The organism is Frankia sp. ACN1ag, from assembly GCF_001414035.1.
In the GTDB taxonomy this organism is placed as follows: domain Bacteria; phylum Actinomycetota; class Actinomycetes; order Frankiales; family Frankiaceae; genus Frankia; species Frankia torreyi.
Map to the genome: position 1 here is coordinate 112,879 of NZ_LJPA01000016.1, position 16,901 is coordinate 129,779.

11 protein-coding genes and 1 pseudogene are annotated in these 16,901 nt (G+C 73.6%); 6 read left to right on the plus strand and 6 right to left on the minus strand.

Annotated features, from left to right (window positions below; translation table 11 throughout):
- Window positions 1–181: 181 nt before the first annotated feature.
- The 3 genes from pyk (at window position 182) to UK82_RS16405 (ending at window position 6,338) form a co-directional block, all read left to right on the plus strand.
- Window positions 182–1,597 (plus strand): pyruvate kinase, encoded by a 1,416-nt coding sequence (gene pyk / locus UK82_RS16390; RefSeq protein WP_044884703.1) that lies wholly within the window; start codon window positions 182–184, stop codon window positions 1,595–1,597.
- Window positions 1,598–4,375: 2,778 nt separating this feature from the next.
- On the plus strand, window positions 4,376–5,353 hold the full coding sequence (locus UK82_RS16400; RefSeq protein WP_236706009.1) for a hypothetical protein: 978 nt from the start codon (window positions 4,376–4,378) through the stop codon (window positions 5,351–5,353).
- 169 nt (window positions 5,354–5,522) lie between these two features.
- On the plus strand, window positions 5,523–6,338 hold the full coding sequence (locus UK82_RS16405) for a hypothetical protein (RefSeq protein WP_052681030.1): 816 nt from the start codon (window positions 5,523–5,525) through the stop codon (window positions 6,336–6,338).
- A gap of 416 nt (window positions 6,339–6,754) precedes the next feature.
- Here the strand turns inward: UK82_RS16405 and UK82_RS16410 are convergent, their stop codons facing one another.
- The 5 genes and pseudogenes from UK82_RS16410 to UK82_RS16430 form a co-directional block, all read right to left on the minus strand.
- Window positions 6,755–7,435 (minus strand): response regulator transcription factor, encoded by a 681-nt coding sequence (locus tag UK82_RS16410; protein ID WP_044884701.1) that lies wholly within the window; start codon window positions 7,433–7,435, stop codon window positions 6,755–6,757.
- A 213-nt stretch (window positions 7,436–7,648) separates the two neighbouring features.
- On the minus strand, window positions 7,649–8,797 hold the full coding sequence (locus UK82_RS16415) for a DUF5685 family protein (RefSeq protein WP_044884700.1): 1,149 nt from the start codon (window positions 8,795–8,797) through the stop codon (window positions 7,649–7,651).
- A 511-nt stretch (window positions 8,798–9,308) separates the two neighbouring features.
- Window positions 9,309–10,139, minus strand: a pseudogene (locus UK82_RS16420) (aminotransferase class V-fold PLP-dependent enzyme); the annotation flags it as partial.
- Window positions 10,139–11,422: an L-2-hydroxyglutarate oxidase gene (lhgO, locus tag UK82_RS16425; protein WP_044884698.1), complete on the minus strand. Its 1,284-nt coding sequence runs from the start codon at window positions 11,420–11,422 to the stop codon at window positions 10,139–10,141. The gene lhgO and the pseudogene UK82_RS16420, both read right to left, overlap by 1 nt.
- A gap of 195 nt (window positions 11,423–11,617) precedes the next feature.
- Window positions 11,618–13,504, minus strand: coding sequence for a glycoside hydrolase family 15 protein (locus tag UK82_RS16430; protein ID WP_044884697.1), 1,887 nt, complete (start codon window positions 13,502–13,504; stop codon window positions 11,618–11,620).
- Between the two features lie 373 nt (window positions 13,505–13,877).
- Here UK82_RS16430 and UK82_RS16435 point away from each other — a divergent pair, with 373 nt between their 5' ends.
- Complete coding sequence (locus UK82_RS16435) at window positions 13,878–14,276, plus strand: hypothetical protein (protein WP_055408008.1); 399 nt, start codon at window positions 13,878–13,880, stop codon at window positions 14,274–14,276.
- Here the strand turns inward: UK82_RS16435 and UK82_RS16440 are convergent.
- The gene (locus UK82_RS16440) at window positions 14,251–14,784 is read right to left on the minus strand and encodes a PGPGW domain-containing protein (protein ID WP_055408009.1); all 534 of its coding nucleotides are present in this window, start codon (window positions 14,782–14,784) and stop codon (window positions 14,251–14,253) included. The genes UK82_RS16435 and UK82_RS16440 overlap by 26 nt on opposite strands.
- 359 nt (window positions 14,785–15,143) lie before the next feature.
- Here UK82_RS16440 and UK82_RS16445 point away from each other — a divergent pair, with 359 nt between their 5' ends.
- Both UK82_RS16445 and UK82_RS16450 read left to right on the plus strand, forming a co-directional pair.
- The gene (locus UK82_RS16445; RefSeq protein ID WP_044884694.1) at window positions 15,144–15,626 is read left to right on the plus strand and encodes a cation:proton antiporter regulatory subunit; all 483 of its coding nucleotides are present in this window, start codon (window positions 15,144–15,146) and stop codon (window positions 15,624–15,626) included.
- A 21-nt stretch (window positions 15,627–15,647) separates the two neighbouring features.
- Window positions 15,648–16,829: a cation:proton antiporter gene (locus UK82_RS16450; protein WP_044884693.1), complete on the plus strand. Its 1,182-nt coding sequence runs from the start codon at window positions 15,648–15,650 to the stop codon at window positions 16,827–16,829.
- Window positions 16,830–16,901 lie beyond the last annotated feature (72 nt).

Below are 16,901 nucleotides of genomic sequence, written 5' to 3' on the forward strand. Positions count from 1 at the left end.
CCCGTATCACGCGCGCCGACGGACGGGGGTGGCGCGGGGGACGAGACGGACGGTACGCCGCCGGGCGACCACGCGCAGCATGTACCTGATCGACCTGATCTGACTACTGCCGGGAGCGCGACGCGCGTCTCTCGGCGGCCCCCGTGTGCAATGACCGACGATCAGTACTTAGGCTTTGTCTGTGCCACGTAGAGCCAAGATTGTTTGTACCCTCGGCCCGGCCACCAGCTCGCCAGAGAAGGTCCGGGCCCTCGTCGACGCCGGAATGGACATTGCCCGCCTAAACTTCTCCCACGGAACACACGAACAGCACGCCGTCACCTACGCCCGGGTGCGGGAGGCGGCCGAGGCCGCCGAGCGCAGCGTCGGCATCCTCGCCGACCTGCAGGGCCCGAAGATCCGCCTCGGCACCTTCGCCGACGGCGGCGTCACCCTGCTGCCGGGCCAGCGCTTCACCGTCACCATCCGGGACGTGCCCGGAGACCAGCACCAGGTCGGCACCACGTACTCCGGTCTGCCCGCCGACGTCTCGGCCGGCGACCGCATCCTGGTCGACGACGGCCGCCTCGTCCTGCAGATCGACGGCGTCACCGACACCGACGTCCACACCACAGTCGTCATCGGTGGCCCGGTCAGCGACCACAAGGGGATGAACATCCCCGGGGCCGCGCTCACCGTGCCGGCGCTGAGCGAGAAGGACGCCGACGACCTGCGCTACGCCCTCGAACTCGGGGTCGACATGATCGCGCTGTCCTTCGTGCGCAGCGCCGCCGACGCCAAGGCCGTGCACACGATCATGGACGAGGTCGGCACCCGGGTCCCGGTCCACGCCAAGATCGAGAAGCCGCAGGCGGTCGCCGCCCTCGACGGCATCATCGAGGCGTTCGACGGTCTGATGATCGCCCGTGGCGACCTCGGCGTCGAGCTGCCCCTCGAGGACGTGCCGCTGGTGCAGAAGCGGGCCGTCAGCCAGGCCCGGGAGCGGGCGAAGCCCGTGATCGTCGCCACCCAGGTACTCGAGTCCATGGTCAGCGCGCCGCGGCCGACCCGCGCCGAGGCCAGCGACTGCGCGAACGCGGTCCTCGACGGGGCCGACGCGATCATGCTCTCCGCGGAGACGAGCGTCGGGGCCTACCCGATCGAGTCGGTGTCCACCATGGCGCGGATCATCGAGACCGCCGAGGCCGACCTCGGACGGATCCCGCCGCTGCGCACCGAGCCACGGACCCTCGGTGGGGCGATCGCCCAGGCGGCCGCCTCCGTCGGGCACGCCGTCGGCGCCCGCTACCTGGTCGCCCACACCCTCAGCGGCGACACGGCCCGGCGCCTGGCCCGGTACCGCAGCGAGGTCCCGGTGCTGGCCTTCACCCCGATCCCCGCCGTGCGCAACCAGATGGCACTGTTCTGGGGCGTGGAAACCTTCCTCGTGCCGTTCGCGGAGAGCACCGACGAGATGGTCCGCCAGGTCGACTCCGCCCTGCTCCAGATCGGCCGCTGCCGGCCCGGTGAGCTCGTGGTCGTCGTCGCCGGAACCCCACCCGGCGTGGCCGGCATGACCAACATGATGCGGGTCCACCGCATCGGCGAGGCGGTCTGACGGCCGCACCGTGCAGTCGTGACGATGCGACGTCGCGTCGTCGCGTCGTCGTTCTCCACCCGACTTCACGTGTCTTCCCTGACCTGACCTGACGCCTGACCGGCGGGCGGTTGCCGCGGGGCCCCACCCGCGCCGACCGACGGTCGGGCGCCCCGCCACCTCGAGCGGACGCCGACCCCCGGACCACCGCACCTCCCTCGCTCGGATGCGATGGCGGGCCCGGCGTCCGCGCCCGCCCCGTCGCCCCGCCGCCACGGCGACGGAGTCGGGGACGCGTTCGCGATCCTTGGACCTCCCACGCGTAATGGGATGGAGTCCCGCGCGGGCACCTGTCGCCTCGGTTGCGGGCGACGACCCCGCCGTGCAGCGATTCGCCGTGCCCGTCCGACGGACGCCTGGCGGCTGTCATGATGATGCCGGCCGCGTCCCAACCCGCCGACCGGGATCGCGGCGGATCCCGCGACGCGGGTCCGGATCGGATCGGGCGGCAGCCTGTCGGGCAAGGGCGCATGGTCAGGGAGTGGTTGCATGGTCGAGCAGGGGAGCGGGCCGGACGATCAGGCACCAGCGGGCACGCCGACGGCCGACCCCGGCCCGCCCGGCCACGGGCCGCAGTCCCGCCCCGCCGGCCAGTCTTCGTCCGCCGGCCAGTCGCGGCCCGCCGCGGCCGCCGACCACCCGGGCGCCGGCGTCCCGGCTTCCCCGGCTTCCCGTACCCCGCCACGTGCCGCGCCCGCGGGCCGAGCCGTCTCCGGACCAGCCGCTCATCCTGCCTCGCCCGCCGGCGCCCGCGCCTCCGTCGCCGGCGGCTTGCCCCTTCCGCCGGACAACGCGATCGCGGCGAGCGCCTCCTCGACCGGCGCTTCGCCCGGACGGTCTGGTTCGGGGGCCTCGCCTGGGCTGTCGGGTTCATCGGGTTCGTCGGGGTCATCAGGGTCGTCGGGTTCGGCCGGGTCGTCGGGTTCGGCCGGGTCGTCGGGTTCGGCCGGGTCGTCGGGTTCGGCCGGGTCTCCTGGCGGCCGGTCCGGCGCCGGTGGCGGGCCCGGCGCGTCCCGTCCTCCGGGAGCGGCCGCGCGTTCAGCCGAGGGTGACCGTAGCCCGATCCGTCCGCCGCTCGCCCCAGGCCGGTCCCAGCCCACCGGCGCCCCGCCGACGCGGCAGGATTCGTCCTCCGTTCGCGACAACCGCGGACCGGGCGGAGGCCCCGTCCGCGAGACACCCGACCCCGTCGCACGCGGGGGTCGGCCGGCGGCCGGTGCGCCCGCCGGCCCCCCCGGCCAGGGCCGGGCCGGGCTCCCGCCGGATGCCAAGGGGCAGCCGGCGGGGAACGCCGGCGCACGTCCAAGCGCCGCCGGCACGCCACGGGGCGGATCTGCCAGTGAGCGGCCGGCCGCCCGGCCCGGCGCGCCGCGTCCGGCCTCCGGGCAGCCCACCGCCCGGGTGGCGCCCGCGGCCGGGCCGTGGCCCGGGCGGTCACCGGTCCCGCCGAGCGGGGACGCGGACGGTGGGGCTGGCGGGCGTGGCGCCGACGGTGGGCGACAGGGCGCTGCCGGTGGCGTCGGGGCCGCCGGGGGTGCTGGTTCCGCCGGGGGTGCTGGTGCTGTCGGCGGTGGTGGTGCTGTCGGCGGTGGTGGTGCTTCCGGCGACGCTGGAGGTGTTGGCGCTGGGGGTGCCTTCGGCGGCGGGCGCGAGGACGAGGGCGCCGGATCCCGCGCACCGGCGCGCCCGTCCCGGGCGGCTGGGGCGTCGTCGGGCGCGTCCGGTGCCTCGGCCGGGTCGGCCGAGGCACCCGCGTCGTCCGGGGCTCCCGGCAGAGCATCGTCGCCGGGGTCGGCGACCCGTACTGGCCGGACCGATGCGGGCGGCGCGGCCAGACCAGCGGGAAACGGTGCGGTCGAACCGGCAGGAAGCGCGGGTGACGGATCTCGGGCGCGGTCGGCGGCCGCGGGTCAGGCTGGCTCGGCCGACAACGGCGCGCCGGACGGGTCGCCTGCCGCGGCCGGCGCTGCTCCGCGGCCGCAGGGCGCCGGCGACCGGGCCCCGAAGTCACCGCGCGTCGACCGGGACCTCTCTGCGCCACCCCCCGCGCCCGGCCGGTCCGCTCCGGGCGCGTCGCCGGGATCCGCCGCGCAGACGCGGGCGTCGGCCCCGCCGGCCCCCCAGGCCGGCTCTCGAACTGGCCGACCGGGGCTCGGCCCAGCACCCGCGCCGGGCCGACACCAGCTGCCGCGTCCCCCCGATCAGCAGCCGTGGACGCCGCAGATCCGACCGGCCGCCGGCCAGCAGGCGGACCCGCCCCGCGCCGCCACGCCGCCCCGCGCCGCCGCGCCGCCGCCGCCTGCCGCGCCGCCGCCGCCTGCCGCGCCGCCGCCGCCTGCCGCGCAGCCGCCGCCTGCCGCCGCCGTGGGGGGAGACCCGGGGCGGTCGAACGTCGTCGCGCCCGGGCCGCCAACGCCGCCCGCATCGCCCGTGCCGCCGGCGAGGACCGATGTCGCTTCGCCCGCCGCGGCCCCGCCATCGCCGCCTCAGTCCGCCTCCGCACCGGCGGACGCCGCACCTCGGCCCACGTGGTTCGAGCGCGAGGCGCCACGATCGCCCGTCCGGTCCGCCGACGCGGGGACGAACCGGCCGTCCGGGGAACGCGACGTCGCAGATCGCCAGTCGGCCGGCCGGACGGACGGGCTGTCCCGAGGCCGCGGGCCCGAGCAGACCCCGGCCGCTCCCAGGGTCCCCGATCCGCTGCCGAGGCGCGGGGACGAACGCGGGGGTGAGCTGCCCGTGGCACGGCCGCCCGCCCGGGAGGCCTCGGCCCGCGCCGGCGCCCCGGATGTCGTCCGGCCCGGTCGCCCGGGCACTGCGGATCCACAACGCGCACCCGCCCCCGGCATCGGCGACGCGACTGAACCGGCAGCCGGAAACGCCGCCGGGAGCCGTGCCGGCGCCGGCACGGCCCGGCTGCCGACCGCACACTCGGCGCTCGACCCGCCGACCATGCGCGTCGGACTGCGTCGAGATCGCGGGAGTGATGATCACGGCGCGGCCGCGAAGCGGTTCGCGGCGACCGACGACGGCTGGCGTCTCACGGACCCGGGGCAGCACCCGGAGCCGGACGCCTCCAAGGCGTCTGCAGCGTCCAAGGCGTCTGCAGCGTCCGAGGCGTCTGCAGCGTTCGAGGGCGGCCGCGCCGGCTCCGTCGCGCCGTCCCGCCTACGCGATCACGACTCGGCGGCTGAGCCGGGCGTGGTGCCGGAGCACGAGGTGCCCCGGCCTGGCGAGCCCGTGACCGGGTCCGCGACGGCGCCGGGCCGGACCCGACCGGCGGCCGCGCTGGCCATGATCGTCGGCGCGGTGGGCTGCGTCATCGGCAGCGTCCTGCCCTGGAGCGAGATGTCCAGCGCGGACGAGACTCGCACCTTCAACGGCCTCGTCGTCGGGGACGGCCGGCTTGTCCTCGTCCTGGCCGTCATCCTGGGGGCTCTGGGTGCGGCGCGGCTCGCGCGCCGGCCGATCGGCGGTGGAGCCGCAGATGTCCTGGTCGCCCGCGTGGTCGCCATCCTGATCGTGGTGATTGCCGGGCTCGATCGGGCCTACGGACCGCCGACACTCGCGTCCTTTCGGGCCATCTCGGCAGACGTGATCTCCATCCATCCGCAGAACGGGATCATGTTCACGCTCGGGTCCGGCATCCTCGCCCTGATCGGCGCCGTACTGCTGCAGCGGCGCTCGGCACCGACCGGAGGCGGTGCCCGGCGGTAATCCGCCCGGTTTGGGTGGTTCTGTCTCGCGACCATGCGGGCGGCTTCCGCGCGTGATACGACCGTGCGGGGCGGTCGTCAGGCCCCTCCCGGGGTGTCGGACGGTGGTGGCGTGGGTGACCGGTCAACAGCAGAGTCCGTGGGCCCGCCCGGGGGGCGGTGGTTCACCTGTGGCCGCCGGGGGCGGCACCCGGGGCGACGCGGGGGACGGCGGGACGCCACCACCCGCGGCCGGCCCACGCCCACCCGGGGATGACGACCGTGAGGCCATTGTCGCCGCGGAGCTGCGGGCGTGGCGGGCACGGGCCGCGGCGACGGCTGATCCTGCCTGGTCCCTGGCGGGATCCGGCCCGGTCTCCCTGGCGGCGCCGCAGGTCGGCGCGGCGGCTGGCGGCGCCGCGCCGGACGGGTGGTCATCCCCCACAGCGTCCCGCGCACATCCGTGGGACCTGCCCTCGGCGCCCGCTGTGTCGACGTCTGCGTCTGCGTCGGCGCGGACGGCGGCTTCGGCCGAGCGCTCGTGGTCGCACCGGTTCGCGTCCCACTGCGCCTGGCTACCCGGCCCGCTGGCCGTCTGCGCCGGCGTCGCCGTGATCATCGCGTCGGGGATGCGGTGGGCGACGGTGCGGGCCTACGGGTTCGTGGAGTTCACCGTGCGGGGAACCGATCCCGACCAGCACGGGCGGTTGACGGTGCTGCTCGGCATCCTCGCCGTGGTCGCGGGCCTTCTCCTCGCCGCCGGACGCAGGGAGTGGGGGCGCCTGCTCGCCACCATGGCGGGGCTGATGATCTTGCTGGCCGCCGCGGTCGACCTCGTCCAGCTTTACCGGGGAGGTCCGTTCGTCAACAGCGGGCTGCGCACGGCGATCACGGTCGGCCCCGGCTTGTGGGTGATTGCCTGTTGTGGTTTCGTTGTTCTTCTGGTCGGCCTGGCTGCGCGCTTCGCGCATCGGCCTGCGGCCGGCGGCGACGAGCCGCGGCGCTGATCGGCGACCGGCGTCCCGTCCGGCCTGATGTCAGGGCTGGCGGTGGCCCGATCGTGGGGCGGGTGACCCCCAACAGGGGGACGCCCGGTTCGGTCGATTTGGGGTCATGACGGCAACCACGACATCAGGCACTCTGACAGAGGTCAAGGGCACACGGGGGGAGCAGCGAGGCTCGGTCGGGGGACGTGCCGGAGATGTTCCGCACTTGACCGGATCGCGCGCCCTCACGCCACGCGGGGGGTGGCGCGAGGGCGCGCGCAGCATACGGGGATTCGTGCGCGCCGGGGTGGTGGGCGCTGACATGGGGGTGTCGGCGCCCACTGCACCTTTTCAAACCGATCGAAGCCTTGTCGGGCTCGGCGCGGCGGGCGGGCGCCGCCCCACGATCGGCTGGTTCCAGTGGTCCGACGCCTCGGTCAGGCCATCCCCTCGGCGCGGCGGTCGAGATGACCATCCTCGATCGCCCGCTTGAACAGGTCGACCTTTGTCGCCGCGTCTCGGCCGACCCGTCGGTACTTCTGGCGGACCCGATCGATGTACTGCTTGGCGGTCTCCGGGGAGACGTTCATCTTGCGTGCCACGGTCTTCAGCGGCATCCCCGTCGCATACAGGCGCAGCGCCTCGATCTCCTTCGGGGACAGGTCCGGCTTGTCGGGAGAGTCGTCGGTGAGGAGCAGGAAGGCAAGCTGTGGCGAGATCCATCCGGTGCCGGCGGCGGCCGCCCGGATCGCGGTTGCCAGGTCCTCGACGTCGTCGGTCTTCGGAACGAAGCCCGAGGCGCCGGCGCGCATCGCGTCCCGGACGGTGGCCGGCGCCGCCGCGGCACTGAACACCACCACGGCCCGTTCGTCGGAGAGCAGCCGCCGGAGGTTGTCCGGGGGCTCGGTGCCGTCGCCCAGGTCGAGATCGAGCAGGACCACCTGTGCGTGTCGCCCGGGCCCCGCGAGCAGTGCGTCGAGCGAACAGGCCGTGTCGATCAGGTCGAAGTCCTTGACGTCGTGCAGCAGGTCCGCGAGACCGCGCAGCACGATCGGATGATCGTCGACCGCCGCAACCGTGATGATGTCGGAAACCGTCGTGTCGTCCTCTGCGTTCATGGTGGTCCAGTCGTTCTCCCGGACTTGCGGCCATGACAGACCTCGACACGGCCGTACGGGCGTCGGTGCCCGCCAGTGGGGACGTGGGGGCGTCCCCGGCCGCGAGGAGCGTCGGGGACTCCGCTCGCGCGACGTCCACCATTTCAGCAGATCCCCACCCGATGTCACGACCAGGTTCCGCTTTGCGCAACGAGGCCGAAACATCGGACTCGCTCAGCAGCCGCAGTCGCATCCGCCGCAGTCGCACTCCGCGCACTCGCCGCAGGACCCACAGCAGTCACAGCAGTCGCAGTCGAGGTCGCCGCACCGGCTGCACAGACCCTCCTTTCGCCGCCCGTCCAGCGGCGACGTGTATTCGCCGCACATCTGGCAGGTCAGGAACATGCCGGCGGCGACCAGGCAGGCCGAGCCCGTCCGCCGGCGGTGTGGCGGCCGGCCGTCGGGACGACCGTCCGGCCGCTGGCCGGGGCGGCCCGGCCCAGGTGACGGTCCGGTGGCCGCGAAGGCCCGGTCGACGGCGTGGTCGAGCCCGAAGCCGAAGAGGAGACGGGCGAGCCGGGCATCGACCGTGTCGGTGAACCGAACCTCGGCCAACGCATGCCCCAGGTCCCGCCGGCTGTCCTCGCACAGGCGGCGGGCCTCGGTCGGGCTGGTTCCCGTCGCCGTCAGCGGGTTCCACGATCCCGACCGGGCGTCGTCGGCCTGATCGGTGACGGCGTCGAGCAGATGAACGACGCGGCCGAAGTGTCGCCCCACCGCCGCGAGGGGCGCGCGGTTGTCGTCGCACCCGGCCACGACGGCGGTGTGCGCGAGGACGGCGGACACCGCGCCTTCGGTCGGAGCCAGCGCGTCCAACAGCGCCGCCCTGCCCCGGCCGCTGGCGCCCTCACGGGCGCGTTGCTCCACCGCCGCGTGTTCCAGCAGGGCGACACCGAGTCCGACCCCGGAGCCGGTGCGCTCGGCGGCTGCGACGGCCCGGCTGGCCACCCGCTGCGCGATCGCGGCCGCGGGGCGGCGGCGCAGGAGACCGTCGCCGTCCGCAACGTGGTCGCCTACGGCGGTCGCGCCGGCGGCAAGGGACACCGCGGCCGCCAGCCGCGGGCCCGCCTCGGTGGAGGCTGGCACCTCGATCCGGCGCATCGCGCGGAACGGACACGGCCCGGCCCTGCGGCGCTCTGCCGGCGCGCCGGCCTGCGCGGCGACGAGCACCGACACGACAACCGCGTCCACGTTCGTGGCGACCCGGGCCCACTGGCCGTGATGGTCGCGGAGGGTCAGGCACAGCCCGCAGAGATGCGACATCCACGCCGCGTGCAGGTCCTCGGACAACTGCCGCCGGCAGGGGCGAACCACTCCGAACATGGTCGCACCTTCTCAGAAGGGCGGGTGGCGGTACGTGCACGCGGGCCACGTCGCCCTGTCTGGCTTGCGACAGTGCAACCGCCGGGGCGGGATCACGTCCGTCTCAGGCGTGCGACGGGGAGTTTCCAGGATCACGGCTGAGTGCCGCCGCGAGCCGATCGAACTCGACCGGATCGTTGTACACGTGGGCGCTCACCCGCAGCACCGGTCCCTCGAGATCGCGGCTTCGCTGGACCGGGATGGCGCTGGTGAGGATCGCCTCCTGCCGGTAGAGACGATCGCGGACGGCCACCGGGTCCACGCCGGGTGGTGGTTCCAGCGTGACGATGCCGGTCGGCGAGTCCGGCTGCTCGCGCACCCGCCATGCGCCGGCACCGTCCAGGACGCGTCGCCCATAGGAGGCGAGGTACACGATGCGGGCGAACACGAGCGGGGGATCGCTGGCGAGCAGCTCGGAAAGCGCGTGGGCGAGACCGACCCGGGACGCTATCGAGGCTTCACCGATGCCCANCCGGGCCAGGCCGGGCAGGGGAATCGGCCGGCCGTCCTCGCCCTGACCCATGCTGTAAAGACTCGGAACCGCGACGCTGATGCGCTCGGCCAGGTCCCCCCGCACGGCGAGGAAGCCGGTGCCCCGCGGGCCGCACAGCCATTTGCGTGACGTTCCCACGTAGGCGCTGGCGTGGACGTGCGAGACATCGAGCTGGCCGAGCGACTGGGCGACGTCGAGGATGAGCGGCACCCCGGCGGCGGCGCAGCGCCGGCCGATCTCGACGGCCGGCTGCACGATGCCGCGTTGGCTGGGGACATGCGGCAGGACGACGAGATCCAGCTCGTCGAGCCCGAGCGGACGGGCCGCCCCGGGGGTGGGCATTCCCACCCTGTCGAGGGCGTCGAGGTCGATCACGCCCTGCGGGTCGACGGGCAGATTGATCAGCTCGAGTGGAGCCTGTCGCGCTCGGGCCTCGAGCACGAGCGTGTTGGAGCCGTACTCGCTCGGGAGAATCCCGACTCTGCCTCTCGGGGGCAGCGGCCAGGCGGTGAGCAGTGCGGCGAAGGCGGTGCTGGCCGAATGGTGAAAGGCGACCTCGTCGGGGCCGAGCCCGGGCCCCAGGAGGTCGGCGAGTGCCGCCCGCGCGGAGTGCAGGACCTCGCCGACCTCCATCTCGGCGACGTACGCGCCGCGTTCGCCTTCACGCCGCAGGTGGGCGATCTGAGCGTCGAGAGTCGCCTGGCTGGGCCGGGCGGCGGCGGCCGAGTCCAGGTGAGTCACCGCTGAGGCCGGTCGCGCGGCACGCCAACGTCGGGACAGCTCGGTTCCTGCCCGGTGAGTGGCCGACATCAGCTCGCCCGCTCGGGCACGACCTTGCTGACGATGTGCTCCGCGATCGCGAGCGAGGCGGTCGCCCCCGGCGACGGGGCGTTGCGCACGTGGACGACCCGACCGGTGTGCGACAGGACGAAGTCGTCGACGAGGCTGCCGTCCCGGGCCACGGCCTGGGCCCGCACCCCTGCCGGACCGCGTACCACGTCCGTGGTCCGCAGTTCGGGCACGTAGCGCCGGGCCTCCGCGACGAATGCCCGCTTGCTGACGGTGTGCAGGATCTCCTTCGCGCCGGTCTTCCAGTGCGTCCTGGCCATCTTGTGGAAGCCCGGCCAGGTGAGGGTCCGACGCAGATCGCTGCCCTGGACGGTGCCGACCGTGTAGCCCTCGCGGGCGGTGGCGAGCACCGCGTTGGGCCCGACCAGGACCTCCCCGTCGATCCGCTTGGTGAGGTGGATGCCGAGGAAGGGGTAGCGCGGATCCGGCACCGGATAGATGAGCCCGCGGACGAGGTCCCGCCGCTGCGGGCGCAGCAGCCAGTAGTCACCTCGGAAGGGAACGATCTGCGGGGACGGGTCCTCGCCGGTGAAGGTCGCCACCAGGTCGGACTGCAGCCCCGCGCAGGCGATCAGCAGATCGAACGGACCGACGCGCTCGGAGACGACCGAGACCCGCCCGCCGTCCTGGGCGGCCACCTCGTGATTGCCGTTGGGTCGGGCGCTGGCGGAGCCGGCGACGGTCAGGCGCAGGTGCACCCCGTCCGGCCGCTCGTCGACGCCGATCACCTCGGCCCCGGTGCGCACCGTGCCGCCCGCGGCGATGATCTCCTTGCGGAGCGCCTGCGCGACCCCGGGATAGTCGACGATCGCGGTGGTGGGGGAGTGCAGGGCGGCGACCCCCCGGGCATGCGGTTCGATCGTCCGCAGCTCGGCGGCGTCGAGCATGCGGGTCCGGGGGACTCCGTTGGCCTCCGCGCGCTTCTCGATCGCGGCCAACCGCTCCAGTTCGCTGTCGTCGACCGCGACGACGACCTTGCCGCACTCGTCGTAGCGGAGGTCGTGGGTGTCGCAGAACTCGCGCAGCAGGCCGACGCCGCGCCGGCACAGGGTGGCCTTCAGCGAGCCCGGGACGTAGTAGAGGCCGGCGTGGACGACGCCGCTGTTGCGTCCGGTCTGGTGCCGGGCGACGTCGGGCTCCTTCTCGAACACGGTCACCGTCGCTCCCGGTTCGACCTGGCCAAGACGCCGGGCCACCGCCAGTCCGAGAATGCCGCCGCCGATCACCGCGATCCGACCTGCCACGCCCCGCCCCCTGCTCCTCGTCGATCGGCTGGAGTCCTCCGCCACGCCGACAGTACGGAACAAGTATCGGCATGCACGCTGTGTGACGAACTGGTAGTCCGGCCGGCGGCCGTGCGGCGAATCCGGCGCGGCACGACCCGCAGGACCACCCCACCGCCGTGCCACCGCCGTGCCGCCGTGCCGCCGCCGGGCGGCTCAGCCGAAGAAGTGGCCCGGCGGGTGCGCGCGGTCGGTGCGCGAGCGGGGCACCCCGCGCAGCGCGTCGGTGAGCGTGCGCGCCGTGTTGACCAGCGGCACGTGGCTGAACGCCTGCGGGAAGTTGCCGGTCATCCGCCCGAGCCGGGGGTCGTACTCCTCGGCGAGCAGGCCGACGTCGTTGCGCAGTGACAGCAGGCGTTCGAACAGCTCCTGGGCCTCGTGCACCCGTCCGGACAGCGCGTAGTTGTCGGCGAGCCAGAAGGTGCAGGCGAGGAAGGCGCCCTCGCCGGCGGGCAGCCCGTCGACCGCGCCGTCCTCGGCGGTCGGGTAACGCAGGACGAAGCCGTCCTCCATCAGTTCCCGTTCGATCGACGCGACCGTGCCGACGACCCGGGGATCGGTCGCCGGCAGGAAGCCGACCAGCGGCATGTACAGCAGCGCCGCGTCGAGCTCGCGGGAGCCGTAGAACTGGGTGAAGGTGTTGCGGTCGGAGTCGAAGCCCCGCGCGCAGACCTCGGTGTGGATCTCGTCGCGCAGCGCGGACCAGCGTTCCACGGGGCCGGGCAGTCCGGACTCGACGATGCCGCGCACGGCCCGGTCGGCCGCGACCCAGGCCATCACCTTCGAGTGGACGAAGTGCCGGCGTGGCCCGCGGACCTCCCAGATGCCCTCGTCGGTCTTGCGCCAGCCGGTCTCCAGGAAGTCCATCAGCTTGGTCTGCAGCGGCCAGGAGTCGTCGCCGTGGTGGTCGGCGAGCGCCTGCCCGCCGGGCAGGACGAGTCCGGGCACGGACGGCCGCCGGTTGGCGACCGCGACCCGCGCGACGTGCAGGGCGTCGAGGACCTCGCCGTAGACGTCGAGCTGGAACTGGTCGACGGCGGCGTTGCCGACCCGGACGGGGGAGGAGTTCTCGTAGCCGGCGAGCCAGGGCACCTCGTACTCGGGCAGTCGGCGTTCCCCCCCGACGCCGTACATGATCTGCACCCGGGACGGGTCGCCCGCGACCGCGCGCAGCAGCCATTCCCGCCAGGCGGTCGCCTCGCTGGTGAACCCGGCGTCGAGCAGGGCGAGCAGGGTGATGGTCGCGTCGCGCAGCCAGCAGTACCGGTAGTCCCAGTTGCGCACCCCGCCGATGTGCTCCGGCAGGGAGGTGGTGACGGCCGCGACGATGCCGCCGGTCGGGGCGTAGGTCAGGGCCTTGAGGGTGATCAGCGAGCGGCGCACGGCGGGCTGCCACTGGCCGTCGTAGGTGCAGCCGGCCATCCAGTCCGACCACCACGCCTCGGTGAGGGTGATCATGCGGCGGACGTCGTGGACCGGCGGTGGCGTCTGGTGCGACGGCGTCCAGGTCAGCGAGAAGGGCACCGACTGGCCGGCCGCGACGTGGAAGTCGGCGTAGGTGGCCATGTCGTGCCCCTCCATCGGGGCGGTGGTGCGCAGGGTGACGGCGTCGGGACCGGCGACGGCGGACATGGTGTGCTCGTCGACGCGGCGCACCCACGGCACGATCGAGCCGTAGTCGAACCGGAACCGGGTCTCCGAGCGCATGTGGACGGCGCCCTCGAGACACTCGACGAGGCGCAGCACCGTGTGGGTGCCGGCGTGGGGAAACATCGCGTCGACGATGCGCACGGTGCCGGAGGCGGTGGTCATGTCCGTCTCCAGTACCAGGGTGTCGCCGCGGTAGCGGCGGCTGACGCCGAGGACCGGCTCGACCGGGGCGATCTGCCAGTGCCCGTCGTCGGCGTCACCGAGCAACGCGGCGAAGCAGGACGGTGAGTCGAACCGGGGCAGGCACAGCCAGTCGATCGAGCCCGTGCGCGCCACGAGTGCCGCGGAGTGGGTGTCGCCGATCAGCGCGTAGTCCTCGATCAGGGATGGCACGACCTGTTCCTCGCTCCCATGGTTTCGCTGGTCGCGATCATCGGACGGTGATGATCGCCGGATGTGGGATGAACGCCGTTGCCGGCGTCATCGGATGTGGCCCATCGCGGGTGGCCCGTCGTTGGACCCGATCGTGGGCGGGCGCCGCCGGTCGACGGTGTGCCGATGCGCGCGCCCGGGGCGGGCTCGCGCCCCCCGCCCGGCAGATGGGCCGGACAGAGGAGGCGGTCACACGTGGCGGAGGTCGCCGAGCCTCACAAAGGCGTTCACCTTACGGACTGCGCCGGCCGGCTAGTTTGGGGGTCCGGACTTCGTGGTGGTCCACCCGTAATCCGGACCAGAATTCCTTCCCCGATGTGACAGGACTCACGACGTGGCCTCTTCGCCGCCCACCGCCGCCACCCGCGCCGCGCGGTATCTGGTCGATCCCCGGCGCCGCACGGCGGTGGTGGCGATCACCCTTGCGGCCGTCGGTCTGATCGTGTTCGGGATCTACGCGACGCTGAGCGGGCCACCCCCCAAGCAGGAGGCCGTGGTCTACTTCACCCCGGAGGCGACGGCGGCGCAGAAGGAGGCCGTGCGCGCCGCGTGTCCCTCGGTGGGGCGCGCGATCCAGGAACCGAAGGACCGCAACAACCTCGCCGTCAGCAGGGCGTATCCGCTGCGCTACGACGTCGCGAAGGCGTCGACGGCCGACCGTGCGGCGGTGTACAAGTGCGTGCACGACCAGCCGGGCGTGGTCGGCATCAGCCAGGAGACCCAGGGCCAGTGACGGGCTCGGTGGCCGCCCACTCCTCCTCCTGATCCCGCTGCTCCCGGTCGTGCTGCTCCTGGTCGTGCTGCTCGAGGAGTTCGGCGGGGGTGGGTAGACCGGCGTCCCGCGCCTGCTTGGCCTGCCAGAGGCTGACGATCATCGTCGCCAGCACGACGAGCCCGCTGAAGATCAGGCTCCCGCCGCTCCAGGGCGACGAGGCGGGCAGGGTGTCGACGACGATCCACACGATGCCCGCGGCGATCATGCCGAGCCCGAACAGGATCGTGAACGCCGACGAGAACCGGTTGGCGGCCGCCTGGTCGGCGAGGTCGGCGGCCTTGCGCCGGGCCCGCTCGAAGCGGCTGCGTGCCCACTCGTACTCCAGGCTCAGGACGAAGAACCCGAGGGCGACGACGAGGAAGCCCGGACCGGGCAGGACGAGCATCGCGATGCCGACGCCGAGGACCACGATCCCCAGCACGGTGAGGGCGATCCTGCGCAGCAGTCGGGCGCTTTGGGTCAGCACAGGCGGCGACTCTCCCTGGACGGGGTGGGACGGGGTGGGGCGGGTGGGACGGGATGCGCGCCGGTCCCCACGGGTCCATGGTGGTTGCTGGTGGCGGTGGTTCCTGGCGCCGGTTCCGGCCGTGGCGTCCGGGCGGATGCCGTTCGGGCGTCATCGACCTCGTCGTCGCTACCCCGTTGCAACGCGCCGCGCACCACAATCGTGGCCCGAATCGCCGAGTCCGGCTCCGTGAGCTGAGCCGCGTTCCCGCCCGCGGCGCGAACCAGGAGCGTCCCCGGATCGTTGGTTAGGGTGGCAAAGGCGGCTCACCAGGAGCTTCCTGCGGACGAGCGGGTCAACAAGGCGCGGAAAGGGTTGTTGTGGAGATCGAGGAGACCGCGCTCCCCGGCATCGGGTTGCGGCATGACTTCCAGACGCGCAGTGGCCGTCGGCTGGGGGTCGTGTCCCATCATTACGGGCGGCGTGATCTTGTCATCTACGATCCCGACGATCCCGACTCCTCCCGGGACTCCATCCCGCTCACGGCGGAGGAGAGCGACGCGCTCTCGGAGCTGCTGGGTGCGCCGCACATCGTCGAGAAGCTGGCCGACATCAGCAGCGCGTTCGCCGGGCTGGTCGGCGAGCAGATCGCGATCCTGCCCGATTCGCCCTTCGCGGGCCGCCCGCTGGGCGACACCCAGGCCCGCACCCGCACCGGCGCCTCCATCGTCGCCGTCGTCCGTGACCAGATCGTCCACGCCTCCCCCCGGCCGGACTTCCGGTTCGAGGCCGGGGACATCGTGGTCGTCGTCGGGACCCCGGAGAACACGGCGTCCGTCGCCGCGTTGCTCCACTCCGGCTGACGAGCGGGTTGGCCGGATCGAGTGCATTCCACCGCGACGACCTTCCTCGAGCTCGGGGGAGTTCTGTTCTCCCTCGGCATCCTCGGACATCTGGCGCTGCGCGTCGGAATCTCCCCCATCCCGCTCTATCTCGTCGGTGGCCTGGCGTTCGGTCACGGCGGGCTGCTGCCGCTCGGCGCCAGTGAGGAGTTCATCAGCGTCGGCGCCGAGATCGGCGTCGTCCTGCTGCTGCTCACCCTCGGGCTGGAGTACACCGCCGGCGAGCTGCTGTCCGGCCTGCGTAAACAGGCCCGCGCCGGGGTCTTCGACCTCGTCCTGAACGCCACCCCGGGCGTCGTGGCGGCGTTCGTGCTGGGCTGGGGTCCGACGGCGGCGGTGGTCCTCGGCGGGGTGACGGCGATCTCCTCGTCCGGGATCATCGCGAAGGTCCTCGGCGACCTCGGTCGGCTCGGTAACCGGGAGACGCCGGTCGTGCTGTCCGTCCTCGTGCTCGAGGACCTGGCGATGGCCGTGTACCTGCCGATCCTGACCGCGCTGCTGGCCCACCACAGCTTCGCCCGTGGGTCGCTGACGGTGGCGATCGCCCTCGGCCTGCTCGTCGCCGTCCTCTATGTCGCGCTGCGGCACAGCGACAAGGTGACCCGTCTGGTGTTCAACCCGTCGGCGGACCGCGACGACGAGGTCCTGCTGCTGCGGGCGCTGGGGCTGGCGCTGCTCGTGGCCGGCCTCGCCCAGCGGATGCAGGTGTCCTCCGCCGTCGGCGCGTTTCTCGTCGGCATCGCTCTGTCCGGTCCCGTGGCCGAGGGGGCGCAGGAGGTGCTCCGGCCGCTGCGGGATCTGTTCGCGGCCGTCTTCTTCGTCTTCTTCGGCATGCAGACGGCCCCCGCCGACATTCCCCCGGCGCTGCTTGCCGGGTCGCTGCTGGCGCTTGCCGGCGTCGTGACAAAGGTCATGACGGGGTGGTGGGCGGCCCGCTCCGCCGGGATCGGGACGATGGGTCGGTTCCGGGCGGGCGCGGCCCTCGTCGCGCGCGGCGAGTTCTCGATCGTGATCGCCGGCCTCGCCGTGGCGGCCGGCATCGAACCGAAACTGGGGCCCCTCGCCGCCTGCTATGTGCTGCTCATGGCGATTATCGGCCCGCTGGCCGCCCGCTTCGTCGAGCCGGTGACCCGCACCACCCGCCGTCGGCTGGGCCGCTCCTGATCACCGGACCGCGGCGCCGCATCGACGAGCCCGCAACGGTTGGTCCACGTTCCCTCGATATCGGGTGGGGCC

What these genes read in the sequence shown, in the direction of transcription:
- UK82_RS16410 (WP_044884701.1), bottom strand. Translation starts at nt 7,435, where the DNA reads ATGAACGCAGAGGACGACACGACGGTTTCCGACATCATCACGGTTGCG.
- UK82_RS16415 (WP_044884700.1), bottom strand. Translation starts at nt 8,797, where the DNA reads ATGTTCGGAGTGGTTCGCCCCTGCCGGCGGCAGTTGTCCGAGGACCTG.